This is a genomic window from Yersinia sp. 22-579, from assembly GCF_030433455.1.
In the GTDB taxonomy this organism is placed as follows: Bacteria; Pseudomonadota; Gammaproteobacteria; order Enterobacterales; family Enterobacteriaceae; genus Yersinia; species Yersinia enterocolitica.
Genome location: NZ_JAUJTZ010000007.1, coordinates 146,788 through 171,534, shown reverse-complemented (window position 1 = coordinate 171,534; position 24,747 = coordinate 146,788). Strand labels below are relative to the sequence as shown.

The following is a 24,747-nucleotide window of genomic DNA, read 5'->3' as shown; positions in this document are numbered from 1 at the left end:
TGTATTTTACCGACAAGGAGTTCACCATGATTAAATTAACATCACTTGCGTCGTTGGTTTTATTTGCTTCGGCATTTGCTAGTAGCCCACTTTATGCTGCCTCCTCGGTACTTATTTGGCCCATCGATCCGGTGATCAATAGTCATGAGAAAGCCACTGCACTGTGGCTGGAAAATAAAGACAGCCAGCCCGTTTATATGCAAATTCGGGTTTTAGGCTGGCAGCAAAAGTCCGGACAAGAAGATTACAGCAATCAATCTGCGGTCATCGCCAGCCCACCGGTTGCCACAATTTTACCGGGCAAACGTCAGTTGATCCGGCTGATTAAAAATACGCAAGTACCAGCAGGTCAGGAACAAGCATTCAGAGTATTGATTGATGAGATCCCGCGTAAAGATCCCAACGAAGATGCCGCCACCCCCTCTTTAAATATGGGGCTGAAGTTTCAGATGCGCTATTCCGTCCCATTATTCATCTATGGTGATGGTCTGAAGTCTGAAGATGCCAATAATCCAGCAACATTTTTCCCGCTGAGTCTCAGCTACAAACTGGTGCAGGATAGTGGCAAAACATGGCTGGCTATTCGAAATCAAGGGCAAACCCATGCCCGAATATCTCGAGTCAACTTACAGAATACCAGTCTCAATAATGGGTTGATGGGCTATGTTCTGCCGGGTAATGAGATGCGTTTTCAAGTTCCTGCGTCTGCCAATAGCGGGCAATTAACTGCGTTGGTCAATAGTCATACAAAACCTGTCGTTATTCCCCATCAATAGACGATTCATATGAAGAGTCTTTATTGATTGATGCGCCGCTATAGCATTGATAAATGGGAATAACTGTCAATACGTTAGGGTTTGGGATGATTATCAAATTCAGGCTGTCGCCATTTTTGACATTGGTGTATGCATCAATGATATCCCCTGCATTTATACCACTAACGGTAAGGGGGGATGATTTGCCACCTCCGCCATCTGCTGCGGTGATGCCTGACACCACCTTATATCTTGAACTGGTGGTTAATGGCCGTAACTTTGGCGAAGCCGTGCCCGTGATTTATCGCGATGGCCACTATTATTTGACACCCGAACAGTTAAAAGCGGTTGGTTTCCCCGCATCTGCACCCAACACACCCGAAGTAGCTATTGATGTCATGGATAAAGTTCATGTCACCTATCAAGGTGACAGCCAGAGATTACTCATTGATGTGCCAAGCGAATGGCTGCCTCAGCAGCGAGTGAATACTACGGCAACAGAGGATTACAATCTGGCGCAAAGCAGTCTCGGCCTACTGTTTAACTACGATATCTATGCCAGCCAGGGAAATAGCAGCGGCCAACCCAGCAATGCTTCGGCCTGGACAGAACAGCGCCTGTTTGATCATTTTGGCTTGATCAGTAACACCGGAATTTATCGTACTAACCTGACAGATACCGATAACGTTACGGTAGAAAAAGGGTATGTCCGCTACGATACTCAGTGGCGATTAAATGATGAGAATCACTTACTGAGCTACAGTGCGGGCGACCTGATAACCGGCTCGCTGGCGTGGAGTAGCTCAGTGCGGGTGGGCGGCCTGCAAGTGTCACGTAACTTTGCTATTCGCCCGGACTTAGTGACTTACCCACTGCCGCAGTTTGCCGGTCAGGCGGCCATTCCCAGTACAGTTGATCTCTATATTGATAACTTTAGAACGCAATCGGCATCCGTTAACCCCGGCCCTTTTGTGATTGATAATGGGCCAAGAATCAATGGCGCAGGGCAAGCAACGGTAGTCACCACCGATGCGTTAGGCCGCCAGGTCAGCACCTCAATCCCCTTTTATGTCGCCAGCGATTTGCTCAAACCCGGTTTATGGGATTTTAGTGTTTCAAGTGGCATGTTGCGCCAAAACTATGGCATTCGATCCGCTGACTATGGTGAGCCAGTAGCCAGCGGAGTACTACGTTATGGCACCACCCCCTGGTTGACACTGGAAGGGCGAGCCGATATCGCCAAACAGCTGAATGTGGTGGGCAGTGGGGCCAGTTTGCGGGTCGGAAATTATGGTGTTCTAAATAGTTCTTACACTATCAGTAACGCCGGTGATGCAGTTTTAGGCAGTGGTATCGCCCCTACAGAAACAGATGTCAGCACCACACCATCCTCATCATCTCTGCGCTATGGCGGACGCGGCAATCAATACTCGCTTGGCTACAGCTATAGCAACGCTTTTTTCAGCTTGAACGCGCAACGGATTAACCGCAGCCCAAACTATGGCGACCTGGCAAATTATAAAAGTGAATACCGGCCCAGCCGCCGTACTGACCAAATTACCGGCAGCCTGGGGTTAGGTGCGTATGGTTCAATCGGCTCAGGTTACTTTGACGTCCGTGATGCATTAGGTGAGCGAACTCGTCTGGTTAATATTAGCTACAACACCACCCTCTGGCACAACACCAGTGTTTACTTTTCACTCAACCGCGAATTGGGCAGTAAGGGCTATAACGCACAGATGGTGCTAAGCATTCCTCTGGGGGATTGGGGGGCTGGCAGTATCAGTAGTGTGCGCGATACCAATAACAATTGGAGCCAACGCGTAAACTATAGCCGGGCAACCCCAACTAACGGCGGGTTTGGCTGGAATCTGGCTTATGCCAATGGTACCGGTGAAAATAGTAGCTATCAGCAGGCTGACCTTATCTGGCGGACGCGCGCGCTGGAGAGCCGGGTTGGTGTGTATGGCAGTCAAGGTGATTATCAAAGCTGGGGCGAAGTCAGCGGATCACTGGTGGTAATGAATAATGGTGTCTATGCCAGTAACACTATTAATGATGCTTTCGCACTGATATCAACTCATGGATTTGGTCAGATTCCTGTGAGTTATGAAAATCAGCTGATCGGCACAACCAACGACGATGGTTATTTATTAGTTCCTAATGTCACATCTTATTATCAGGCAAAATTCCAGATTGACCCAATGAGCTTACCGGCAGATGTTTCCACGCCTGAAGTTGAACGGCGCCTGGCTATTAGCGAGCGCAGTGGTTATTTAATCGACTTCCCATTAGAACAAATCACCTCCGCAACACTACGTATCACCGATGAGTCAGGTAAAGATTTGCCTAAGGGTAGCCCGGTATTTACCTCTGAGACAAAACTGGTCAGTTATGTCGGCTGGGATGGTATTACTTATATTGAACAAGCTAAGCCACAAAATAAGCTGAAAATAATCCGGGCTGACAATGGAGCTCGTTGCTATCTGCAATTTGCCCTTAAGGCCAGCACAGGCATTCAGGATATTGGCACAGTAACCTGCAAATAAGCCAATAATAGCGGAAATGATGGAGAGGATATGGCCCCAAATAACATTAGAATCAGCTTTGTAGCTAACCACTTGGGTATTATCGCTTTGCTGATATTACTGATAGGGCTTATTGCTCCTCCCGCTCTAGCTGACTCCTGCACCTTTTCCCCCGGCGCAGTCACCCTGCCGCCAGGCTCATCAGTGGCCGCTGGTAGCACCGCCGTTAATGCTCAGGGCAATACGCCGATGTCTTGTCTTGGTACCGGCGTCAGTTTATTATCTTCCTATTCCTTGTCAGCCAAAATAACCACCACTACGAATAATCTTAACCTAAAGAACGCAGCTGGTGACCTGATTCCTTACTCGATTTATCGCAACAGTTCTTTTAGCCCCGCACTGGGCATAAATGGTGTGCTGGACTACAGCAGCGCTAATCTACTGGTCGTAGGCCTAACCGGGATCACGGCCAGCCTACCGCTATATATTCGTACCGGAACCAACGGCGCAATTAACGTCAATATCAGTGCTGGTACTTATACTGATGTCATCAATCTGGCCTGGACTTACAATATTTGCAAAATCGCTGCGTTAGGCGCATGCATCGGAGGATATTGGAGTGGCAGCGGTACTGAGATATCCTCAGTGACCGTCACTTTAGTGGTCAGCAAAGATTGCGCCATTAATAGCGCCCCAGATGTCAATTTCGGTAGTTTTGCATTAGTCGGACAATTTAGCCCAATCAGCCAAAATATCACCCTCACCTGCACCAAAGGCACCACCTTTAATACTTATGTGACGCCAGGGGATAACCCAGTGACGAATTGGCGACAAATGAAACTAAATTCCGCAACTGTCACTGACTATCTGCAATATCAACTGTATCAGAACGCTTCCGGCACCACACTGTGGGATGCGAGTTCAATGCAACCCGGTTCAGGAACTGGAGCCGCGCAGCTCGTTCCTTTTCGCGCGGTGATTAACCCCAATCAGAATCAAAAAACGCCTGGCGACTATCGGGATAATGTTAGCCTGGTTCTGGTGTATTGATTGCTAATTTTATCTGGGAGGCCCATTTTTCAATATCCTCAAATGGGTCATTGCCGGTTTTCCTTTATTTCTCAGTGTGATAATCATAATAAAATAATTTGTAGATAAGAATATTCCGAATGAGCTGTACTAAATCTGTCCCTGTTATACAATCTGCGGGCTTAAATAATAGCCGACAGACTTCTATCTAAGGAAAGCCGCGATTAAACAGGAGTGGGCATCATGACTGATTATGATAATCGGGAAAAATCAGCTGACATTGCTCTGTTAAAAGAAATGAACAGCTTACGGGATATCATCGAAAATAATTCAGACTGGATCTGGGAAGTTGATGTCGCTGGCCGTTATACGTTTTCATCTGCAAAATCTATCGAGCTGCTAGGCCGCCTTCCTCATGAAGTGATCGGCAAAACCCCATTTGATTTTATGCCCAAAGATGAAGCTCATCGGGTAGGAAAACTATTCGCCGAAATTGCCGCTGAGCGCATTCCTTTCGCGGGATTACAAAACCGTAATATCCGCGCAGATGGCAGCGAAGTCTTGATAGAAAGCAGTGGTATTCCGCTTTTTGACGACAATGGGGAATTCAAAGGTTATCGGGGAATAGACCGTAATCTTAGCAACTTACCTTACAATGCCAGTCAGCGCCTCTTCGAGTTGGAATCCATCTATTCCAGTGCCCCAGCCGGCCTGTGCTTTATTGATACAGCCTTGCACTACCTGACGGTAAATGACTATCTGGCAGAATTATTAGGTAAAAAAACCGTTGAAGTGAATGGTCATAAGGTGGCTGATTTCTTGCCTGGTATCATCCCTATACTGCAAAGTGCCCTGCTAAAAGCCTATTGTAACGACAGCATCCCCGATGCCGAGTTTCAAATGCCGGATAAGCAACGGGTATTTTTCATGCGCATCAATGCCGCCAGATATCCTAGTGGTCAGGTGAGTGGCCTGTCCGTCGCCATGATTGATATCTCTGCACTGAAAAAGATGGAAGAGAAGCTGCGTAGCAGTAAGCAACATTATCGCAATATGGTGGAACTGAACCCACAGATCCCCTGGACTGCCTCCCCAGACGGCATGATCACCAATGTCAGCTCTCGCTTTGAAAAAATCACTGGGCTAACCCGCGAAGAAGCGTTGGCAGACAGATGGCTGCGAACCATTCATGCTGATGACCGCCATCCTACATTAATAAGTTGGGAGCATTCTCTGCAAACACATGACCCACTTGATGTCGAAATACGTTTTTGTCATGTGGAAAAAGGTTGGAACTGGATGCGTATTCGCGCCGTACCCAGTGTAGATGACCACGGCAATGTGGAGTGCTGGTACGGCACAGCAGAAGATATCCACGAGCGTAAGTTGCTGGAACTTAAACTGATTAAGGCTAATCGACGTCTCGAAATTCAAGCCAGAACCGACTCATTGACTAAATTACCCAATCGTCGAGAGTTCAAGAAAGTGCTCGCCCATGAATTTATGCGGGCAAGGCGCTCAGCTTCGCCACTGGCAGTGTTAATGATTGATATCGACTACTTTAAGAATTTCAATGATTGTTACGGCCATATCTCTGGTGATGCCTGCCTGCGACTGGTCGCCAGAGCATTGCGTAAGTCATTGAAACGCAGCACCGATATTGTGGCTCGTTATGGCGGTGAGGAATTTGCGGCTATCTTGCCGGATACTGATCAAAAAGGGGCCAGTCTGGTTGCTGAGCACATTTTGCAATCTATCCGCGCGATGGGTATCAAGCATAGTGAAAGTAAATTTCGCAAAGTCACCATCAGCTTGGGTGTCACTGTCTACCAATCCCATCTGCACAGCAGCATTACTGATCAGTCTGATTTAATGCTCGCTGCTGACCAGGCGCTTTATTATTCTAAAAAGAATGGGCGTAATCAGTTTAATTTAGCCGAACTTCCTTGCTAGGAACGCAGCATTATTTCGCGACAACTTCTGGCACTTTTTTTAAGCTCGGCTATTCTCAATAAGGCGGCCAATCTGGTCACACCTCATACCACCAGGTTAGGAAGGAGTCTTTATGGGAAATACTGTGGTAAAAATCAGAGATTTCGAAGTTGACGATGCAGTGCTGTCCGCACCAGTAGGTAAAGGTGAGAACACGGTTAGTATCCCGTGTAAATCGGATCCTGAATTGTGTATGCAGCTCGATGGGTGGGACGAAAGTACCAGTATTCCCGCAACATTAGATGGTCAAGATAAACTGCTCTACAAAAAGCACTATGACCGACATCAAGATGCCTGGGTAATGAGGGTGACTTGATAGTTCAAAGATCCGTCACCCATAGCTAAAATTTATGAGTGGCGGTTTCTTCTTTCATATTCGATAAAACCAACTAACCAAAAACGAATCAGTTTCCTTGCTGGATGAATCGGCTATTAGAATATTTCCAGCACTTTGAATTGCATACAAATCAGCATCATATCTGGGGAAAAGAGTTCATATTCCTCAAAAAAACGTTGTTGCGTTTTACGCCAGTAAGCCAATGTGCGATCGCCCTCACCTTCAGCCAAAGCGTGCGCCTCATCAACCTGATCAAAGGTTTTCAACTCAACATCCGTCAGCTCAACTGCGCATACCGGCTCATTGCGACCATTGACCACAACAAATACATCACCCGCCTGCGGGACACCTTCATCATCTAATGCCGCACAAGTTGCTGTTTTGGTGCCATTGAGAACCAGCGCCAATAAATCATCCGCGACTTGTTCAGTATCACCAAAAGCCCAGCGTTCGGCGTTTTCATATTTTTGTGGAATTGCAGCCATAGTTTCATTATTCCTAATCGTAATATTATTGATGCAGCGCATATTATACCTCAACGCCACGAACTCACTCTCGCATCAACATAAATTTTCGCTACTATACCTAAGTGGCGGTAAACATATAAATCCCGCAAAATAATTTCAAGCCAAACAAATCTATCGAGGTAAAAATAAAGGCCTATGGGGACCAAACGCTTGCATACAAAACATTGGAAGATGTTTGTGGTGTTACTTTGCATCTGTGGCGCATTAATGCTGTTGCGATGGGCATCAATGATCTTTGGTTAATATCACCCGCCGCTAATGTTTATCTTTAGGTAAAAATAAGCAGCCACATTTTGGGCACACTAATGCCGTATTTTTATGCACTTTTTCCGTGCTTTGCTCAGACGTTGCATTACAATCCGGGCATTTAATTTTCACCTTGGCATTGCTAACCAGTCTTCTGACACTATCTAGAAATGACATATGCTCGCCTCTCAGTTGTACAACCTTATTAGATTACGTTAACCGGCGGCACTAAACCGTGGCGTGGTCAGCGTTACTCAGATTATCTGTACCGGATCAGCTTTCACTCAATGGAAAGAACCGGATTTGCAGGAGACAATGGAAAGAAACAAGCAGAAAATGGAAAGGTACGGGGAAGAACATTCACCACGCAGCATGGCTGGCATGCTTGGCGTAGTGAAATGGTAGGTAGGTTATAAGAAACCCTTGGGCTGGTATCAGTGATTCCATAATTCTTGGATCAACCCTCTGACCCGAACCTTGGAAGCACCAGCAACCAGGCTAATAATACGGTTAGCACTCAACGTAGAAACATCAGTATTCCATTCATCGAATGAATGATCGGCATAACTTTCGTTGAAAGTCTTTTTTATCGAGGATTCAGCTTCGGACATCTCACTGAAACTCTTGGCGTTTATTAAGCACTGAGCAATGATTGAGACTTTTTTCATGTTTTATCCTTGATTATCGGTCGCATAGTGTAGCACAATTGCACCCTCTCTGCTCGTATGCTGCTTAAATTGTTTTCAATTGAAGCTAACCGATTGATAAAACACTAGATTCAATAAATTTCACTCCACGTCTCATCTCTCGCTTGTATCACTTTTAGTTTTATAGCGCGCTCGAAAATTTGCCCATAAGCCGCTGTGTTGATAAAAAAGCCGCCTACATCACAAATTAGCAACAATAAATTCATTAGTTATTCATTTTCTGTACGCTTTTTATTCAATTTGCGTGCTATATTGTAATTGCTCTGTCATGGCCAAAAGTTTTACCCGTGTAGGTAACCCGAGGTGTCAAATGATCAGCAACGTCTTTCTCTATTCACTTTTTATTATCTATATCACTGCTGCAGTTGTTGATGGCTCACTACCCCTATTGGATCTGATGTAGCTATCGTCGTACCGCCTTACCGAATCGAAAATTCCTGCACCATTAATAATCTGCTAAAAGCGGACTATCGGCTCTGCCACTGATCAGATGAGATGTGATACCAGCAATGTTGGCTAAGCGGGCTGTCAGGGCTGACATTAGGATGGGAAAAACTCTCCGGTGCTCGCACCATTCCTATTCGTTCCATCAATGCTTGTGAGCGCAGATTAATTAGCGCAGTAAATGACACTATCTTAGGCAACTTTAATCTCTCGAAACCTACCTGCAAAGCAGCCAAAGCGGCTTCTGTTGCTAACCCCTGCCTCCAGAATGGGTAAGCAAAGCGCCAACCTATTTCGACGCAAGGAGAAAAAGGGAGTTTGGCTGCGGGAATATGCAACCCTAAAGCCCCCACAAATTGTGTTGTGGCTTTAAGCTCGACGGCCCACAACCCCCAGCCATGCTGTTCAATCAATAGCTGACAACGATCAGCCATTGCATCACTTTCCTCGCGAGTCAAGGGCGCAGGGAAATACTCCATCACCCGCTTATCGGCATTAAGTGCTGCAAAAGGGGCTTTGTCTGAAGGTATCCATTGCCGCAGTCGTAGCCGCTCAGTTTCAACTTCAATCATGTTCTTCATTCTGCGCCAATCTTTTTACACACTTCCTGCATCCTTGTGCTTAAAAAGGGATAACCGACTCTATTTTTGTGACAATGTGCACCATCGCTGCACAGAAGGCCGCTGCCATTGATAGCTTGCATATTTGCTCAGATATCCCGGCAGTTCATCACCATTGAGTACCAGCCGATTAAGCATTAATGCCAAATCAGTATCCGCAATACACCATTCACTGAATAAATTCTTTCGGCCATCCGAAAGTAGGCGCTCCGACCCTGAAATCAGCTTATGGGCCGCCTGTTGCCCCTGATCGGATAATAGCGGCATTTTCATTCCGGCAAAGACGACTTCGGTGGGCCGTTCAGCCCTAATTGGCAGGAAATCACTGCGTAGCCAGGCTTGGATTTCGCGTGCTTTGGCGCGTTCTTGCCTATCTTGTGGGTAAATTCTCGCGTATTCCGCTGAAGGAAATCGCTCTTCTAAGTATTCAGAAATCGCTGAAGATTCAGATAATCGAAAATTATCGATAGTCAGTGTGGGCACACGACGAGTTGCCGATAGCTTGCCAAATTCCTCACGCAGGTTCTCGCCAGCAGACAGATCAATAGTGTTCAGTGTAAAGGGAAGCGCTTTTTCTGTCAGTGATACATAGACCGACATGGCATAAGGGCTAAAAAAATCCGCATCGGTATACAAGACAATGGTTTGCTGACTCATTGGGAGCTCCGGCTAATTATCACTAAAAGATTACGTTAGTCGGTTTTAAGTGGACTGAAAAGTACCTTCTGCAAAAAGTTATTATCAGGAATAACACCGTATTGAATCACCCCTGATATATTGGGCATTTCCTACTCTGATAAGATAACCGCCCGGAGGCGGTTGCCATATAAAAATAGAATTACTGCTCCGCCGGAGTGACCGGTGACTCAGTGCTATCTTCGACATAAAGCGTACGGCTAGGGAAAGCAAAGTCTGCACCGTGCTGATGAACAATATCGATAAACTTCAAATAGCAGGTCTGCTGAACGGCTAACCATTCAGCCCACACTCTAGTCTTGGTAAAGCAATAAACCATAATATTAAGAGAAGACTCGCCAAATCCATTGAAATAGACCAACAAGGTTTGTTGGTGATCGATGTCATCATTATTGGCTAAAAATTGGTGCATCTCTTCCACAATTGCGCCAACTTTATCGGCATCCTCATAACGCAGCGCCAGAGTGGTTTTTATTCTACGGTTAGTCATGCGACCTGGGTTTTCAACACTAGTATCTGTGAATGCAGAATTAGGAACGTACAGTGGGCGGTTTTCAAATGTCATTATTTTTGTCAGCCGCCAACCTATTTCAACAACAACACCTTCAATATGACGATCCGGCAAACGGATCCAATCTCCAATATTAAAAGGGCGATCAAAATAAAGCATCACTCCAGAGAAGAAATTACTCAAAATATCTTTTCCAGCCATACCTACGGCAAGACCACCAATACCGCCAAAGGTAACCAGCCCGGAAAAACTCATGCCCAAATGCTCGCCATAGAGTAGAACAACGACCACTACGAGCGTGATTTTTAACATGCGCGCAATAATTTTAGCGCTGGTGATATCACTACCTTTTGCTACCTGCCGTTTTTCCAACACATCAAATAATACAAACATCTTACGTATTAGCATTAATAAGATGACTGACATGCAGACGAAATTAACCGTCTTAGGTGTGATAAAGCTTATCTTTATATCAGCGAGCGCATTATTGATGATGTTCCCCATCACCATTACCATGACAGACCACAGGAGGAAGCTGACAAACTGCAATATGAAACTGTAACGAGAATGGTGCCGCCGCATTCCCCAGACAGATACAATTAATAAAGCAATGACACAACTGATGACCAAAATCAGCCCGACAATATTATCCATAGTAAACTGAGCAATCATATGCTTATGTCCTCAAACATATCTTATCACATTAGCTACTCTGCCAATTCTATCGCAATTAGGTATGAGGACATAGGATGTTGGCACTTTTACTCACAGTGTCAGGCAAGATAGAAGTGTATTAGATTTGGGGCCAGGCTACCTTGACCCCAAATCATAACTTATGAAGGTAAATCTTCCGCAGGTTTATCATCTAAAATTGTCAGCAGAATATCTGCATCTGGGGTTGTGATATGTTTCCCCTCAAGGAAACCAGCAAGTTTGGCTTCTGCATTATGTTCGTATACTTCATAACCTGCAATTCGATACCCTGGAATGCCATCCTGACCGCGAATATATTCATCACCGTCAATGTAGTACTCGACAACACCGCTGGCATCTTCAATCTCGTAACGTTTATCAAAAGGGAACTGTTTCATCACTTATCCTGGAAAAATATGCATAGTCATATGATGCCAAATTAGCACTATTTTAGGAAGCCTTAGCCGTAGCGCCATTAGATTATACATCTCCGCATTATATTGAGATCATTCGGTATATATACTAATTAATCTAAAGCTTTTAAAGCTTCTCATTGTTAATAATCCTATTTAATTCTCATGCCAAACAAGCTAATCCAAGGTAAACTGATGCGCCTAAATAAGGAGCAGGGATGAGCACTGAAATATTCATTGCAGTATTGGGCGCGGCACTGTTACATGCTAGCTGGAATGCTTTAGTTAAATTCGGTACTGACCGTTTAGTTGCCATTTCATTGATGGCAATTTTTTCCGGCGTCATCTCACTCTTCGGCATTTTCTTTGTAGGTTTACCCTCTATCAACGCGCTCCCTTGGTTGCTTCTGTCAGTCGCTTTTCACACTGGGTATTGTCTCTTTCTCAGTAAAGCCTACGAACAGGCCGAGTTCGGGCAAATTTATCCGATCGCGCGTGGCGTAGCACCACTATTAAGTGCCCTACTTTCGTGGTTAATTTTGTCAGAAATTCCGCGCATAATGGCGTTATTCGGAGCCGTCATTTTGGTTTCGGGGGTCATTATGATGACATTTGATGGCCGCCATGGCCCGAACAAACTCAATCTCCGAGCCATCATCTATGCATTAATTACGGCGATATTTACCGCCTGCTATACCCTATCCGATGGTGCGGGCAGTCGGGCCAGTATAGAACCTCTCAGTTATATTTTTTGGCTATTTATGTCCAATGGGATAGCCATGTTTGTGCTGCTTTGGATAATGCACAGGAATAGAATTTTTTGTGAAATCAGACAACATTGGCGTCACGGTATCATTGGTGGTGCTATGCAATTATTAGCTTATGGCATCGTCATTTGGGCCATGAAGAGTACACCAATCGCCTTGGTTGCAGCACTACGTGAGACCAGCGTACTGTTCGCCATGGTTATTTCTATCTGGATGTTAAAAGAAAAGCCCTCAATATTACGCCTTATCGCCAGTGCCATTATTATGGCTGGTGTTGCCATTACCAAATTTGGTTAATCTTCAAGCAACCAAGGGAACATCTATTGCTTCAATAAAAAACCCGAGCACAATCTCTCCCGTAAACCGGCTATACTCATAGAAATCCTATAAAAAAGGAGAATATATGCTCATAGGATTTGTTTTACTGGTTAGCACCTGCGGAATGGATGCTTGCGAGGCTCTGCCCGTGACTGACGATGTTTATGCAACACGCCATGAATGTATGGCTGTCGCTGCCCGCATTCATCAAAGGAGGCCTGATGTGGTCCTGATTTGTGGTGAAGTTTATCGCCATGCTGAAAATGACCAGCCTGAATGATAGACTAGTGTCAGTTAGAAGCAGATTGAGCCTATTGATTGTGCAATTCTTCCTAGCCCATCAACTTATAGCCCCGTAATGTAAAAAAAACATTAAACCTAAAGCCTGTTCTTCCTATTTAAAATGATGCAATTCGAGATATAAACCGGTTTTTATCCTGTAAATAAGTTGTATCTTGTTAACAATATGATATCTAAGAAATGTCATATCGTAAGAGTAATAAAGTAAAAAGTCGTGCTACGCTTTAATTAAGTGACAATGACAATATGAGTATTAACTGATAGTTATATAAGTACTCATCGAGAATATGTCATAACTAAGCATCCCCCCTTGGCGAGGAGTTTTGCAATGAATCCTCCTATATATGGTATCTGAGTATGTGTAAAGAACACCGCAAATAACGGTTTATAGCTTTTACATATATAGGATTCCAATATGCTCCAATTCGATGCTTATGGCACACTCGTCGCTGCAAGCCTGGTTCTATTGCTAGGAAGGCAGTGCGTTAAAAAGATCCCTTTATTACAAAAATATGCTATTCCTGACCCAATTGCGGGCGGCCTCTTAGTCGCATTAATATTCCTACTTATACACCAAATTACCGGTTGGGAAGCTCATTTTGATACTTCATTACGTGACCCATTAATGTTGACCTTTTTTGCCTCAATTGGCCTCAACGCCAATCTCGCCAGCTTAAGAGCGGGTGGCAAAGTTTTGATAAAATTTTTATTCGTCGTTATTGGTTTTTTGTTATTACAAAACACGGTAGGCATCGGCATGGCTAAAATGTTGGGGCTGGAACCATTGATGGGATTACTGGTTGGAACAATCACATTATCTGGAGGTCATGGAACCGGAGCTGCCTGGAGCACTGTATTTGTTCAGAACTATGGATTAGTTAATGCCACTGAAATCGCGATGGCTTGCGCTACATTCGGTTTGGTATTGGGCGGATTAATTGCCGGGCCCGTTGCACTTTATTTGATTAAACATTCGGCAACACCTCATGGAAGGCCAGAAGATGCACTGCAACCGACTACCTTTGAAAAACCGCAATCAGGGCGAATGATCACTACCCTGGTTTTAGTCGAAACCATTGCCATGATAACGATTTGTTTGATGGTCGGTGGCTATGTTAGAGAACTACTGGCGGGAACGGTATTCGAATTACCTATCTTTGTTTATGTGTTATTTATCGGGGTAATTCTCAGTAATATACTCACTTATACGGGTTTTTATCAGGTATTTGACCGCGCCGTCTCAGTGGTGGGCAATGTCAGTCTTTCTCTTTTCCTGGCAATAGCATTGATGAGCCTACGATTATGGGAATTAGCCTCTTTGGCCCTGCCGATGCTGGCTATTTTATTTGTACAAACTTTGCTAATGGCATTATATGCAATATTTGTGACTTACCGCGTTATGGGTAAAAATTACGATGCTGCGGTTCTTGCGGCTGGCCATTGCGGTTTAGGTTTAGGTGCCACACCAACAGCAATTGCTAATATGCAAGCTATCACTGATCGCTTTGGGCCATCACACATTGCGTTTCTTATAGTCCCAATGGTCGGTGCATTCTTCCTGGATATTGCCAATGCTATCGTAATTAAGTTGTCTTTATTACTACCGATGTTTATACCATTAGGGTGATTTAATTGAGAGCCATTGTAAAAGTGGCTCCCAATAATGTCTTGTTCTAATAAGAAATAATTCTGCCAATTAACGGTGGGTCAGTGGTGACCACCCACTTAGCGCCCTTTTTTCTTGCGCCCAGGCTGAGTAAAGCGCTTACGGCCAGCAGAGTTAGCCTCTGACTTTTCAGCGGGTTTTGATCGGCTAATAGCCGGTTTTTTAGCTACAACAGGTTTAACTTTTGATTTTTTTTGCGGTTTCTCATCAGATGATGAATTTTCAATCAGCTTAAATAATTCGGTCAGTTCATCATCGCGTAAATCTCGCCACTCGCCAATTGGCAGGCCTTTCAGATTGACGTTCATAATACGGGTACGTTCCAGCTTAGTGACTTCATAACCAAAATGCTTACACATGCGGCGAATTTGGCGATTAAGCCCCTGCACCAGGGTAATACTAAATACAAAGGGGGCTTCTTTCCTTACTTTGCATTTTTTAGTTACTGTTCCCAGCATTGGTACACCGGCACCCAAACCGAGAATAAACTCGTCAGTCACTGGTTTATTGACCGTCACCACATATTCTTTTTCGTGATCATTCCCAGCCCGCAGGATTTTGTTGACCAAATCGCCGTGATTCGTCAGGAAAATTAGCCCCTGAGAGTCTTTATCCAGCCGTCCAATAGGAAAAACCCGTTTACTGTGGTTAACGAAATCAACGATGTTATCGGATTCACCATCCTCGGTAGTGCTTATAATGCCAACCGGCTTATTTAGCGCGATCAATATCAAGTCACTCTCGTCACGCGGCTCGATAAGTTGACCATTCACTTTCACCACATCACCAACATATACCTGGTCACCGACTGCGGCCCGCTTGCCGTTAATAAAAACATTTCCTTGTTCTACATAACGGTCGGCATCGCGACGCGAACAGATGCCGCTTTCGCTGATGTATTTGTTAAGACGAATGGATGAGTTGGTCAGCATAATTTTCCGTAAAAATGGGACTATACCACGTTAGGTTGCGAATCCGAAAAGACTGCTTAACGGAGAGATAGCGAAGTCATACCGGCATCACAGATGGCTGTTAGCAAATCCAAATTACACAGTGATCTCTTTCAAAAAAAAGCCCCGACAATAATCGAGGCTTATGAGGATTTTTTACTGATTATATGGCATAGGCGAAGTTCAGGGTGACGGAACCATTAAGTTCTGTATCTTCTGTAATAGGCCCATTCATGGCAGTGGTTGATGCCAAAATTGGCGCAACCTTGATATCAGTACTGAATACTTTACCTGCCGCTTGAGTGTTATCAGCTGACGCCCAACCCACTGATGGGCCATGATTATATAATGCTGTTTCTGTAACGGCGCTAAATAACCCAGTAGACGAGCTAAATAACTTAGATGAGTTTCCATCAACTACAGCATTTTGCATATTTATCGTGTAACCGCCTATTTTCCCCGAACCATTAACCATACCCAGTCCATATGTACTGGTGCTTGGAGGATAGACTGAAGCCGCACGGTTATCTATCGGTTTAACGGTCAAATATGTTGTGGCATCACATGTTATGACCCAATTTTTGGTCATTGCCGCTAAATTGACAAACACACTGCTAGAAATCTTGGTTGAACTTATCTTACCGAAATCATAAATCCCATTGTCGGGTGCATTAACAGTACATGAAGGCACAGTAAGGGCTCCCTTCACTTTCAATTCTGCAACGGGGGCAACGGCATACGCTGTTGCAATGCTAACAATCAAAAAAGGCAATACGGTTATGCCAGCTAGCTGCTTTTTCATTTATATATCCAGGGTGGATCTGTACCACATAAAATCAATAATGGAAAAATGCCATGAAAAAAACACAACCACTGATTATTTATATCAACGATTGTGTTTGCATCTTGCAGGTATTATTAACTTTTGGGTCATGTTTAAACATCAGAAATAGCGCTGACTTATGTAGGAATTTTCTTATAGAAGACTATGTAGCTAGGCACTGCATAGTCAAAAATTAGTGATGACTTTTCTGTCTAATCACCAGCATTTAAATGTGGAGAGAGATAACGCTATTTCTGACATCCAGTAACTTGCGGGTAGTTACGACACACCAACATGAGTTTTCTTTTGGGCTCAAAACCGTTATCCAGCATGCATCGCTGTATATCAGCCGCCTTTCTAATGGTAGGAACAAAGGAATTTGAACCCAGTGGTTGAGGATAACCACACTGGTACATCATCTGTTGCGCGACACGGTCATTCTCAATGGTATGTGAAAAATGCAGTGAAGCCCCTGCTTTACGCCAGCTTATTCGTGAAGATTTATCAATACCCGAATCCGGCTTGATGGGGTGGAATCCACTATCAGCGACAAAAGGCAACGCCTCAAGTTGGCGTAGACTCACGGCTCTCCCCTGTTTTTGTGCAACACAGGCAGGCGTTTGTTCGTAAACGTCACAAATCTTAAAACCATGTTTAAAAACAAAACCTTGTTGCTCCATACAGTGGTAATACAACACAGTTTCGTTATCGGTAAAGTCTGGCTGAGGCCCTGGCAAAGGAACACCACATTTCCCCATCGCTACGCGGGCGTCATTCACCGTCGAATTCGGTCGCTGCCATTGCGTTAAATCAGGTGGTGGCGGGCAACCGGTAAGCAAAAAAACCGACGCCAACAGCGCTGGTGAGTAAATTAACGTATGTTTAGTAAACATAAAATCCTTTGATATTGAAAATATCAGCACTCAACAACCCTAAGTTATTAAGTTTTCCATTATGTGGGCGAAAGAGTGCTGCTACTCTCCGACAAGAATCACTTCAATTCCAACTTTGCGTAATCCATTCAAACTGTCGTCGGGAATACCTTTATCGGTAATCACCATATGGATGCGCTGAGTATCAATAATTTTATGCAAACTGGAACGGTTAAATTTACTGGAATCAGTCACCACAATAATACGTTCCGCCACTTCACACATCCGGCGATTTAAACGCGCTTCATCTTCATTATGGGTGCTCACCCCACGTTCAAGACTAATGGCATCTACACCGAGAAAAAGCATATCGAAATGATAGTTTTGCAAAGATTGATCAGCCTGATCACCGTAGAAAGATAACGACTGGCGTCGCAGATGCCCACCGGTCATCAACAGCTCCACGCCTTCGGCATCCAGCAACGAGTTCGCCACATTCATACCATTGGTCATGGCAATAACCTCCTTATGATTGCGCATATGTCGCGCTATTTCGCAGGTGGTTGTGCCAGAGTCGAGGATAACGCGGTGCCCAGGTTTTATCAGATCTGCCGCAACACGAGCAATGCTACGTTTTAGAGAAGTATTAAGGGCGCTTTTATCTTCTACGGTTGGCTCAACTGCTGGTGTGCCGCCATCACAAACCAAGGCACCACCATAGGCTCGCACGGCAATCCCTTGTTTTTCCAGAAAAGCCAGATCGTTGCGGATAGTCACCGTAGAAACGCCAAAGAATGACGATAAATCATTAACCTGGACACTTCCCTGTTGGCGAAGACGCTGAATAATTTGCTCACGCCGCTCACTGGTGCCAGTTATCCGTTTGTCCATTATCGAATCAGTATTGCTCATAGGTGATCCTTTCTAGAAGCCTTTCGTTTCATTTCACTTCATCTATTAACGCCTTTCCTTTGCCGGAAAGCAAGTCTTAACATTATCGAAAACCTGCACTCCTACATCATAAAAACCCTTTCATTATGTTTCTTTTGCGAAACAGATCTCAATTCCGTTATCTTTCATTTTGTTTTTATTAACCCATAAAGCAGTATTAAATGAAACAAATCGAAAGACAAAAAGACATCTAACTCATACGGAGAGGAAAGTGAAACATTTAACCGAGTTTGTGGCTGACCATAAACAGGATACAGGATGTGGCATCTTTGCCGTCTGTTCTGCTCACCCGTTGGTCTTGGAAGCGGCACTGCGTCACGCACGGGACACGCAATCCATCTTATTAATAGAAGCGACGTCCAACCAGGTAGATCAGTATGGTGGCTACACCGGTATGACACCGGCTGATTTTCATCGGTTTGTTGAACAAATGGCGGATAGCCATCACTTCCCCCGCAACCAATTAGTTTTAGGGGGAGATCACCTCGGGCCCAATCGCTGGCAAAACACGCCTGCGACAGAAGCCATGTCACAAGCGGAAGAGCTTATCCGCCACTATGTGGCGGCTGGATTTAAGAAAATCCACCTCGACTGTAGTATGTCTTGCGCCGATGATGCGGTGCCATTGACGGACGAAATCGTTGCTACTCGCGCAGCCAGATTAGCCCAGATTGCGGAACAAACCTGCAAAGAGATGCAAGGTTCATCCGACTTGGTGTATGTCATCGGAACAGAAGTCCCCGTTCCGGGTGGCGCGCATGAAACCCTGTCAGAGCTGGCTGTCACCTCACCACAGGCAGCCAAGGCCACACTAGAAGCTCATCGCCACGCATTTGAACAACGGGGCCTGCATGATCTGTGGCCACGTATTATTGGGTTAGTCGTCCAACCTGGTGTCGAATTCGACCATACTCATATAATTGATTATCAACCGGAAAAGTCGATTTCTCTCAGTAAGATGATTGAAGGGTTTGATACCCTGGTCTTTGAAGCTCACTCCACTGATTATCAGACTCCACTCGCCTTACAGCAATTGGTCCAGCATCACTTCGCTATCCTGAAAGTCGGCCCTGCGCTCACTTTTGCTTTACGTGAAGCGTTATTTTCGTTGGCGGCTATCGAACAGGAATTGCGACCTGCGCATCAATGTTCAGGCCTGCGGGATGTGTTGGAAACGGTCATGTTAGAACACCCCGAACATTGGAAACATCACTATCACGGCAATAACGATGCTCGGCGGTTAGCGCGAGGATACAGCTACTCCGATCGTGTTCGCTATTACTGGCCCGATCACGATATTGACGAGGCTTACTCCAAATTAGTGAGAAATTTGGCGGATGAATCGATTCCACTGCCGCTGATCAGCCAATATCTCCCGCTTCAATACGTTAAGGTCCGTGAAGGCCGAATTACTGCAACACCACACGAATTGATTATTGACCATATTCAGGATGTGTTGCACCAGTACCATGCTGCTTGTTTGGGAACATCGCCATCCCATTAACACAATGATAATAAGGAATAAAATATGCCAAACATTGTATTAAGTCGTATTGATGAGCGCCTCATTCACGGTCAGGTAGGCGTTCAATGGGTCGGTTTTTCCGGCGCAAATCTGGTTTTGGTTGCCAATGATGAAGTCGCTGAAGATCAGGTTCAGCAAAATTTGATGGAAATGGTGCTGGCGGAGGGCATTGCTGTGCGCTTTTGGCCACTGCAAAAGGTCATCGACAACATTCATCGCGCGGCCGATCGGCAGAAAATTCTACTGGTTTGCAAAAACCCAACAGACTTTCTGGCGTTGGTCAACGGTGCTGTACCCGTGACACGCATCAACGTCGGCAATATGCACTATGCCGATGGTAAGCAGCAAATAGCAAAAACCGTCTCTGTTGACGATCAGGATATTGAAGCTTTTTATGGCCTGAAAAAAGCAGGGGTGGAATGTTTTATTCAAGGCGTTCCGACTGAGCCAGCTCAGGATCTCTACAAACTCCTCTGAGGTATTTTCTATGGAAATTAGCTTATTACAGGCATTAGCGTTGGGGATTCTGGCCTTTATTGCTGGCTTGGATATGTTCAACGGCCTAACGCATATACACCGCCCCGTGGTACTTGGGCCGCTAGTAGGCCTAATCCTTGGTGACCTTCACATGGGGATACTGACCGGGGGGACTTTGGAACTGGTCTGGATGGGACTTGCTCCACTTGCTGGTGCCCAACCTCCCAATGTGATTATTGGCACCATCGTCGGAACTGCTTTTGCGATTACTGCCGGTGTCAAACCAGAGGTTGCTGTTGGGGTGGCAGTGCCGTTCGCTGTAGCCGTGCAGATGGGGATCACCTTCTTGTTCTCCATCATGTCTGGTGTGATGGCGCGCTGCGACAGGATGGCGGCCAATGCGGATACCGATGGCATCGAGCGGGTTAACTATCTGGCCTTACTGGCACTTGGAACTTTCTATTTTCTGTGCGCATTCCTGCCCATCTATTTTGGCGCAGAGCATGCCAAAACCGTCATTGATGTCCTGCCCGCTCGCTTGATCGATGGGCTTGGTGTGGCTGGGGGCATCATGCCTGCAATCGGTTTTGCCGTATTGCTGAAAATAATGATGAAAAATGTCTATATCCCCTATTTCATTCTCGGTTTTGTCGCTGCCGCCTGGCTAAAACTCCCGGTGTTGGCGATTGCCGCCGCCGCACTGGCGATGGCGTTAATTGACTTTATGCGCAAGGACTCCACTCCACCGCAGCCTTCCCGCACACAGCAAGAGGAATTCGAAGATGGCATCTAATACTCAAGTTTTGCCAGACGTCAATGTGACGGACAAACCGATGACTGATAGCAATGATAATATCTATGAAGATCAAACTATTGGTGCCGAACTGACCAAAAAAGATATCAACCGCGTAGCATGGCGATCCATGCTATTGCAGGCTTCTTTTAACTATGAGCGTATGCAGGCTTCCGGTTGGTTATATGGTTTGCTGCCCGCCTTGAAAAAGATCCACACCAATAAAAATGACCTGGCGCGAGCAATGAAAGGCCATATGGGCTTCTTCAACACTCACCCCTTTCTGGTGACTTTCGTTATCGGCATCATTCTGGCAATGGAGCGATCCAAGCAGGATGTGAACAGTATCCAAAGCACCAAAATCGCCGTGGGTGCCCCGCTGGGAGGGATAGGCGATGCTATGTTTTGGCTTACTTTGCTTCCTATTTGCGGCGGGATTGGGGCCAGTTTGGCCTTGCAAGGTTCTATTCTTGGCGCGGTAGTATTTATCGTTATGTTTAATGTCGTCCACCTCGGGTTACGATTTGGGCTTGCTCACTATGCATATCGTATGGGTGTGGCCGCCATCCCACTTATAAAAGCCAATACACGTAAAGTTGGTCATGCCGCCTCTATCGTTGGGATGACTGTGATTGGCGCTCTTGTCGCCACCTACGTTCGTTTATCAACTACGCTTGAAATCACGGCGGGTGACGCGGTAGTTAAGCTACAAGCCGATGTTATCGATAAACTCATGCCCGCTTTTCTTCCGCTGCTATACACCCTAACTATGTATTGGTTGGTTCGCCGTGGCTGGAGCCCGCTGCGATTAATCGGACTTACCGTGGTGTTGGGCATTGTCGGCAAGTTTGGCCACTTTTTGTAAGTGAGAGGAAACCGCATGTTAAGCATTATTCTCAGTGGCCACGGTGGGTTTGCCACCGGGCTGGAAAAAGCCATGAAGCAGATATTGGGCGAACAGCCGCAAGTGATCGCTATCGATTTTCCTGAAAGTTCGTCCACCGCCCTGCTCACAGCTCAGTTCGAAGAAGCACTAGCCAGTTTGGATCAACGCGAAGGGCTAATTTTTTTAACGGATTTACTCGGCGGTACACCCTTTCGTGTAGCTTCTACTCTGGCAATGCAGAAAGCAAACCGCGAAGTGATCACCGGAGTGAATTTACAACTGCTGTTGGAGATGGTGCTGGAGCGCGATGGCCTCAGTAGTCAGGAGTTCCGACTTCAGGCGCTTGAATGCGGTCATCGGGGATTAACCAGCCTGGTTGACGAAATGGGGCGCTATCGCGAGGCCGTCGCTGTCGAGGAAGGCATATAGCATCACAGTATTCATCCAGTCGTGTTCTTATGGGGCACGGCTGGTGCGATATCCACAATTGAGCCTTGAGGTAACTGACCCTTTCATTATCCCTCTTTTTGATGAGTGACACTTTTGTCTAAAGTCTTTCCTTTCCTTTTCCTTCACTCGAAACACTCAAGTTAATAAATAAAATATTCATATAAATCAACGCATTTAGATAACTCACCCTCTTTTAGATCACGTTTTTCGTTTTATTTCTTTTTTGCACATTGACCTTTCATTTCCTTTTCTATAGATTTTCATTAAAGCATAAAGTGAATTAAGTGAAACAAAACGAAAGATACTCTGTTCTGTTTTGTGCTGAACCTTTGAAAATGTATTGCTAAGGACTAAGTTATGAGCGAAACCCATTCCACCTCTATTTCTGGTAGCGCCACCTGGACCGAAGAAGAGATCCGTCAGCAACCCGATAGCTGGATCAGAGCATTAAAAAATCTGGCAAATCAACGTGATGGTATCGACGCCTTTCTTGCGCCACTTTTACAGCAATCCGACTTGCAGATTGTCCTGACCGGTGCAGGAACGTCTGCGTTTATTGGCGATATTATTGCGCCGTGGTTATCACACCACACTGGGGGGAATTTTGTTTCAGTCCCGACAACTGACCTCGTTACCAATCCGGTGGAATATTTATCGACCGACCGACCGACGTTGCTCATCTCCTTTGCGCGCTCAGGTAACAGCCCGGAAAGTGTAGCCGCGGTAGACCTTACTAACCAATTGGTAAAACAATGCCACCATCTGGTCATCACCTGTAACGAAGCCGGCAGCCTGTATCAAAATGCAGTGAAAAATAACAACGCGCTGGCGCTATTGATGCCACCCGAAACCCATGACCGCGGTTTCGCCATGACCAGTAGCATCACCACTATGATGGCCAGTTGCCTATCTGTATTCGCACCAGAAGTTATCAACCAAGTCAGTTTTCAGGATGTAGCCACACGTTGTCAGCAGATTGTCACCTCACAAGGGGATTTTCGCGAAAACGTATTTGGTGACCTGCCCTTCAAGCGCGTGGTTTACCTTGGCAGTGGCGGTTTGCAAGGCGTTGCACGTGAATCGGCACTCAAGATATTGGAGCTGACGGCAGGTAAAGTGGCCGCGTTTTATGACTCACCTACTGGCTTTCGTCACGGGCCAAAATCACTGGTGAATGCTGAAACATTGGTGGTGGTTTTTGTTTCAAGCCACTCTTACACCCGGCAATATGACCTCGATTTGCTAGCCGAATTACACCGCGACCAACAGGCGATGCGCGTTGTGGCAATATCTGCCGTAACCAGCCCTGAAATAGAACACGGCCCGCATATCCTGTTACCAGCATCACGGCATTTTATTGATGTCGAACAGGCCTTCTGCTTCCTGATGTATGCACAAATTTTCGCCCTCACTGAATCCATCAAAGCAGGTATTACCCCGGACACCCCTTCTGCCAGCGGCACCGTAAACCGTGTAGTGCAAGGTGTTGTTATTCATCCCTGGAAAGGCTGAGAGGAGCATGACATGAGTATTATTTCTACTAAATATCTTCTTCAGGATGCGCAGGCCCGGCGCTACGCAGTACCGGCTTTCAACATCCATAACGCGGAAACTATTCAGGCCATCCTCGAAGTCTGTAAAGAGATGCAATCTCCGGTGATACTGGCAGGCACACCCGGTACTTTTAAACATATCGCGTTTGAGGAAATCTACGCACTGTGTGAAGCTTATTCTGAAAGTTACGGGATGCCGCTGGCGCTACATCTTGACCACCACGAATCCCTTGATGATATTAGCCGCAAGGTGAATGCCGGTGTGCGTAGTGCAATGATTGATGGCAGCCATTTCCCGTTTGCCGAAAACGTGCGTCTGGTCAAGACTGTGGTTGATTTTTGTCATCGCCACGATTGCAGTGTTGAAGCTGAGTTGGGGCGTCTGGGCGGTGTGGAAGATGATATGGATGTCGATGAGGAGAGCGCGTTTCTCACCGACCCACAAGAGGCTCGTCGTTTTATCGAACTCACCGGCGTCGATAGCCTTGCTGTCGCCATTGGTACAGCGCACGGTCTATACACCAAGCGCCCCAAAATTGATTTCAAGCGTCTGGCGGAAATTAATGAAATCGTCGATATTCCGCTGGTCTTGCATGGCGCAAGCGATGTCCCTGACGAATATGTCAGACGTGCAATCGAACTGGGCGTATGCAAAGTGAATGTGGCAACCGAGCTAAAAATCGCTTTTGCCGCAGCAGTGAAGAAATGGTTTGGCGATAACCCGGAAGGTAACGACCCGCGCTATTACATGCGCGTCGGTATGGATGCCATGAAAGAAGTGGTACGCAGTAAGGTCACAGTCTGCGGATCAGCCAATAAACTCATTCCTGAAACCGAAACCTCGCTATAAATCTTGTGCTGTTAAATGTTACCCGGCCATTGTCGGGTAACGCCGTTTATCCGCCATTCCAATATCCA

The 24,747-nt window shown here is 45.8% G+C and carries 27 protein-coding genes; 16 read left to right on the top strand and 11 right to left on the bottom strand.

The window, feature by feature from the left end; genetic code table 11:
* The first annotated feature begins 26 nt into the window (after positions 1-26).
* From QSV56_RS10680 to QSV56_RS10660, 5 genes are all read left to right on the top strand, one after another.
* Complete coding sequence (locus tag QSV56_RS10680) at positions 27-776, top strand: molecular chaperone (RefSeq protein WP_050869971.1); 750 nt, start codon at positions 27-29, stop codon at positions 774-776.
* A gap of 86 nt (positions 777-862) precedes the next feature.
* On the top strand, positions 863-3,304 hold the full coding sequence (locus tag QSV56_RS10675; RefSeq protein WP_050131250.1) for a fimbria/pilus outer membrane usher protein: 2,442 nt from the start codon (positions 863-865) through the stop codon (positions 3,302-3,304).
* Positions 3,305-3,334: 30 nt separating this feature from the next.
* Complete coding sequence (locus QSV56_RS10670; protein ID WP_046051013.1) at positions 3,335-4,333, top strand: spore coat protein U domain-containing protein; 999 nt, start codon at positions 3,335-3,337, stop codon at positions 4,331-4,333.
* Positions 4,334-4,555: 222 nt separating this feature from the next.
* Positions 4,556-6,265, top strand: a complete 1,710-nt coding sequence (locus QSV56_RS10665) for a diguanylate cyclase (RefSeq protein ID WP_019079253.1) — start codon at positions 4,556-4,558, stop codon at positions 6,263-6,265.
* A gap of 112 nt (positions 6,266-6,377) precedes the next feature.
* Positions 6,378-6,620 carry a DUF1480 family protein gene (locus QSV56_RS10660; RefSeq protein WP_019079252.1) on the top strand — a complete coding sequence of 81 codons (243 nt, stop codon included), beginning with the start codon at positions 6,378-6,380 and terminating at the stop codon, positions 6,618-6,620.
* 116 nt (positions 6,621-6,736) lie between these two features.
* Here the strand turns inward: QSV56_RS10660 and QSV56_RS10655 are convergent, their stop codons facing one another.
* Positions 6,737-7,126 carry an ASCH domain-containing protein gene (locus QSV56_RS10655; protein ID WP_019079251.1) on the bottom strand — a complete coding sequence of 130 codons (390 nt, stop codon included), beginning with the start codon at positions 7,124-7,126 and terminating at the stop codon, positions 6,737-6,739.
* 177 nt (positions 7,127-7,303) lie between these two features.
* On the opposite strand from QSV56_RS10655, the gene yniD reads away from it, so the two are divergent.
* Positions 7,304-7,411, top strand: a complete 108-nt coding sequence (gene yniD / locus QSV56_RS10650; RefSeq protein WP_085903066.1) for a small membrane protein YniD — start codon at positions 7,304-7,306, stop codon at positions 7,409-7,411.
* Between the two features lie 12 nt (positions 7,412-7,423).
* On the opposite strand, the gene QSV56_RS10645 is transcribed toward yniD, so the two are convergent.
* The 6 genes from QSV56_RS10645 to QSV56_RS10620 form a co-directional block, all read right to left on the bottom strand.
* On the bottom strand, positions 7,424-7,591 hold the full coding sequence (locus tag QSV56_RS10645; protein ID WP_216597098.1) for a YnfU family zinc-binding protein: 168 nt from the start codon (positions 7,589-7,591) through the stop codon (positions 7,424-7,426).
* Between the two features lie 257 nt (positions 7,592-7,848).
* Complete coding sequence (locus QSV56_RS10640; protein WP_019079249.1) at positions 7,849-8,082, bottom strand: hypothetical protein; 234 nt, start codon at positions 8,080-8,082, stop codon at positions 7,849-7,851.
* Positions 8,083-8,588: 506 nt separating this feature from the next.
* Positions 8,589-9,137 (bottom strand): GNAT family N-acetyltransferase, encoded by a 549-nt coding sequence (locus tag QSV56_RS10635; RefSeq protein ID WP_072084166.1) that lies wholly within the window; start codon positions 9,135-9,137, stop codon positions 8,589-8,591.
* A 69-nt stretch (positions 9,138-9,206) separates the two neighbouring features.
* Positions 9,207-9,842 carry a glutathione transferase gene (gene yfcF / locus QSV56_RS10630; RefSeq protein ID WP_301212304.1) on the bottom strand — a complete coding sequence of 212 codons (636 nt, stop codon included), beginning with the start codon at positions 9,840-9,842 and terminating at the stop codon, positions 9,207-9,209.
* 181 nt (positions 9,843-10,023) lie between these two features.
* Entirely contained in the window at positions 10,024-11,064 is a 1,041-nt protein-coding gene (locus QSV56_RS10625) for a mechanosensitive ion channel family protein (RefSeq protein WP_019079245.1), read from the bottom strand.
* A gap of 161 nt (positions 11,065-11,225) precedes the next feature.
* On the bottom strand, positions 11,226-11,483 hold the full coding sequence (locus QSV56_RS10620; RefSeq protein WP_013649810.1) for a hypothetical protein: 258 nt from the start codon (positions 11,481-11,483) through the stop codon (positions 11,226-11,228).
* A gap of 233 nt (positions 11,484-11,716) precedes the next feature.
* Here QSV56_RS10620 and QSV56_RS10615 point away from each other — a divergent pair, with 233 nt between their 5' ends.
* The 3 genes from QSV56_RS10615 to gltS all read left to right on the top strand — a co-directional run bounded on the left by QSV56_RS10615 (position 11,717) and on the right by gltS (position 14,510).
* Entirely contained in the window at positions 11,717-12,562 is an 846-nt protein-coding gene (locus tag QSV56_RS10615; RefSeq protein WP_019079244.1) for a DMT family transporter, read from the top strand.
* A 106-nt stretch (positions 12,563-12,668) separates the two neighbouring features.
* Positions 12,669-12,863 carry a hypothetical protein gene (locus tag QSV56_RS10610; protein ID WP_005170255.1) on the top strand — a complete coding sequence of 65 codons (195 nt, stop codon included), beginning with the start codon at positions 12,669-12,671 and terminating at the stop codon, positions 12,861-12,863.
* Between the two features lie 435 nt (positions 12,864-13,298).
* A complete protein-coding gene (gene gltS, locus QSV56_RS10605) occupies positions 13,299-14,510 on the top strand; it encodes a sodium/glutamate symporter (protein ID WP_019079242.1) in 1,212 nt (403 codons plus the stop codon).
* Positions 14,511-14,608: 98 nt separating this feature from the next.
* On the opposite strand, the gene rluF is transcribed toward gltS, so the two are convergent.
* From rluF to QSV56_RS10585, 4 genes are all read right to left on the bottom strand, one after another.
* A complete protein-coding gene (rluF, locus tag QSV56_RS10600; protein ID WP_019079241.1) occupies positions 14,609-15,481 on the bottom strand; it encodes a 23S rRNA pseudouridine(2604) synthase RluF in 873 nt (290 codons plus the stop codon).
* Between the two features lie 181 nt (positions 15,482-15,662).
* Positions 15,663-16,301 (bottom strand): DUF1120 domain-containing protein, encoded by a 639-nt coding sequence (locus QSV56_RS10595; protein ID WP_046051015.1) that lies wholly within the window; start codon positions 16,299-16,301, stop codon positions 15,663-15,665.
* A 269-nt stretch (positions 16,302-16,570) separates the two neighbouring features.
* Positions 16,571-17,215, bottom strand: coding sequence for a hypothetical protein (locus QSV56_RS10590; protein WP_019079239.1), 645 nt, complete (start codon positions 17,213-17,215; stop codon positions 16,571-16,573).
* A gap of 81 nt (positions 17,216-17,296) precedes the next feature.
* The gene (locus QSV56_RS10585; RefSeq protein WP_019083004.1) at positions 17,297-18,106 is read right to left on the bottom strand and encodes a DeoR family transcriptional regulator; all 810 of its coding nucleotides are present in this window, start codon (positions 18,104-18,106) and stop codon (positions 17,297-17,299) included.
* Between the two features lie 250 nt (positions 18,107-18,356).
* Between QSV56_RS10585 and kbaZ the strand changes: the two genes are divergently transcribed.
* From kbaZ to kbaY, 7 genes are all read left to right on the top strand, one after another.
* Positions 18,357-19,649, top strand: a complete 1,293-nt coding sequence (gene kbaZ, locus QSV56_RS10580; protein WP_046695062.1) for a tagatose-bisphosphate aldolase subunit KbaZ — start codon at positions 18,357-18,359, stop codon at positions 19,647-19,649.
* Between the two features lie 24 nt (positions 19,650-19,673).
* Complete coding sequence (agaV, locus tag QSV56_RS10575; protein ID WP_005165957.1) at positions 19,674-20,147, top strand: PTS N-acetylgalactosamine transporter subunit IIB; 474 nt, start codon at positions 19,674-19,676, stop codon at positions 20,145-20,147.
* Between the two features lie 10 nt (positions 20,148-20,157).
* A complete protein-coding gene (gene agaW / locus QSV56_RS10570; RefSeq protein ID WP_046051017.1) occupies positions 20,158-20,940 on the top strand; it encodes a PTS N-acetylgalactosamine transporter subunit IIC in 783 nt (260 codons plus the stop codon).
* Positions 20,930-21,805 (top strand): PTS N-acetylgalactosamine transporter subunit IID, encoded by an 876-nt coding sequence (gene agaE, locus QSV56_RS10565; RefSeq protein ID WP_019083003.1) that lies wholly within the window; start codon positions 20,930-20,932, stop codon positions 21,803-21,805. Before agaW ends, agaE begins: the two co-directional genes overlap by 11 nt.
* A 15-nt stretch (positions 21,806-21,820) precedes the next feature.
* Positions 21,821-22,255: a PTS galactosamine/N-acetylgalactosamine transporter subunit IIA gene (gene agaF, locus QSV56_RS10560; protein WP_046695064.1), complete on the top strand. Its 435-nt coding sequence runs from the start codon at positions 21,821-21,823 to the stop codon at positions 22,253-22,255.
* 378 nt (positions 22,256-22,633) lie between these two features.
* Positions 22,634-23,788, top strand: a complete 1,155-nt coding sequence (locus tag QSV56_RS10555) for an SIS domain-containing protein (RefSeq protein WP_050916662.1) — start codon at positions 22,634-22,636, stop codon at positions 23,786-23,788.
* A 12-nt stretch (positions 23,789-23,800) separates the two neighbouring features.
* A complete protein-coding gene (gene kbaY, locus QSV56_RS10550; protein WP_005165947.1) occupies positions 23,801-24,679 on the top strand; it encodes a tagatose-bisphosphate aldolase subunit KbaY in 879 nt (292 codons plus the stop codon).
* Positions 24,680-24,747 lie beyond the last annotated feature (68 nt).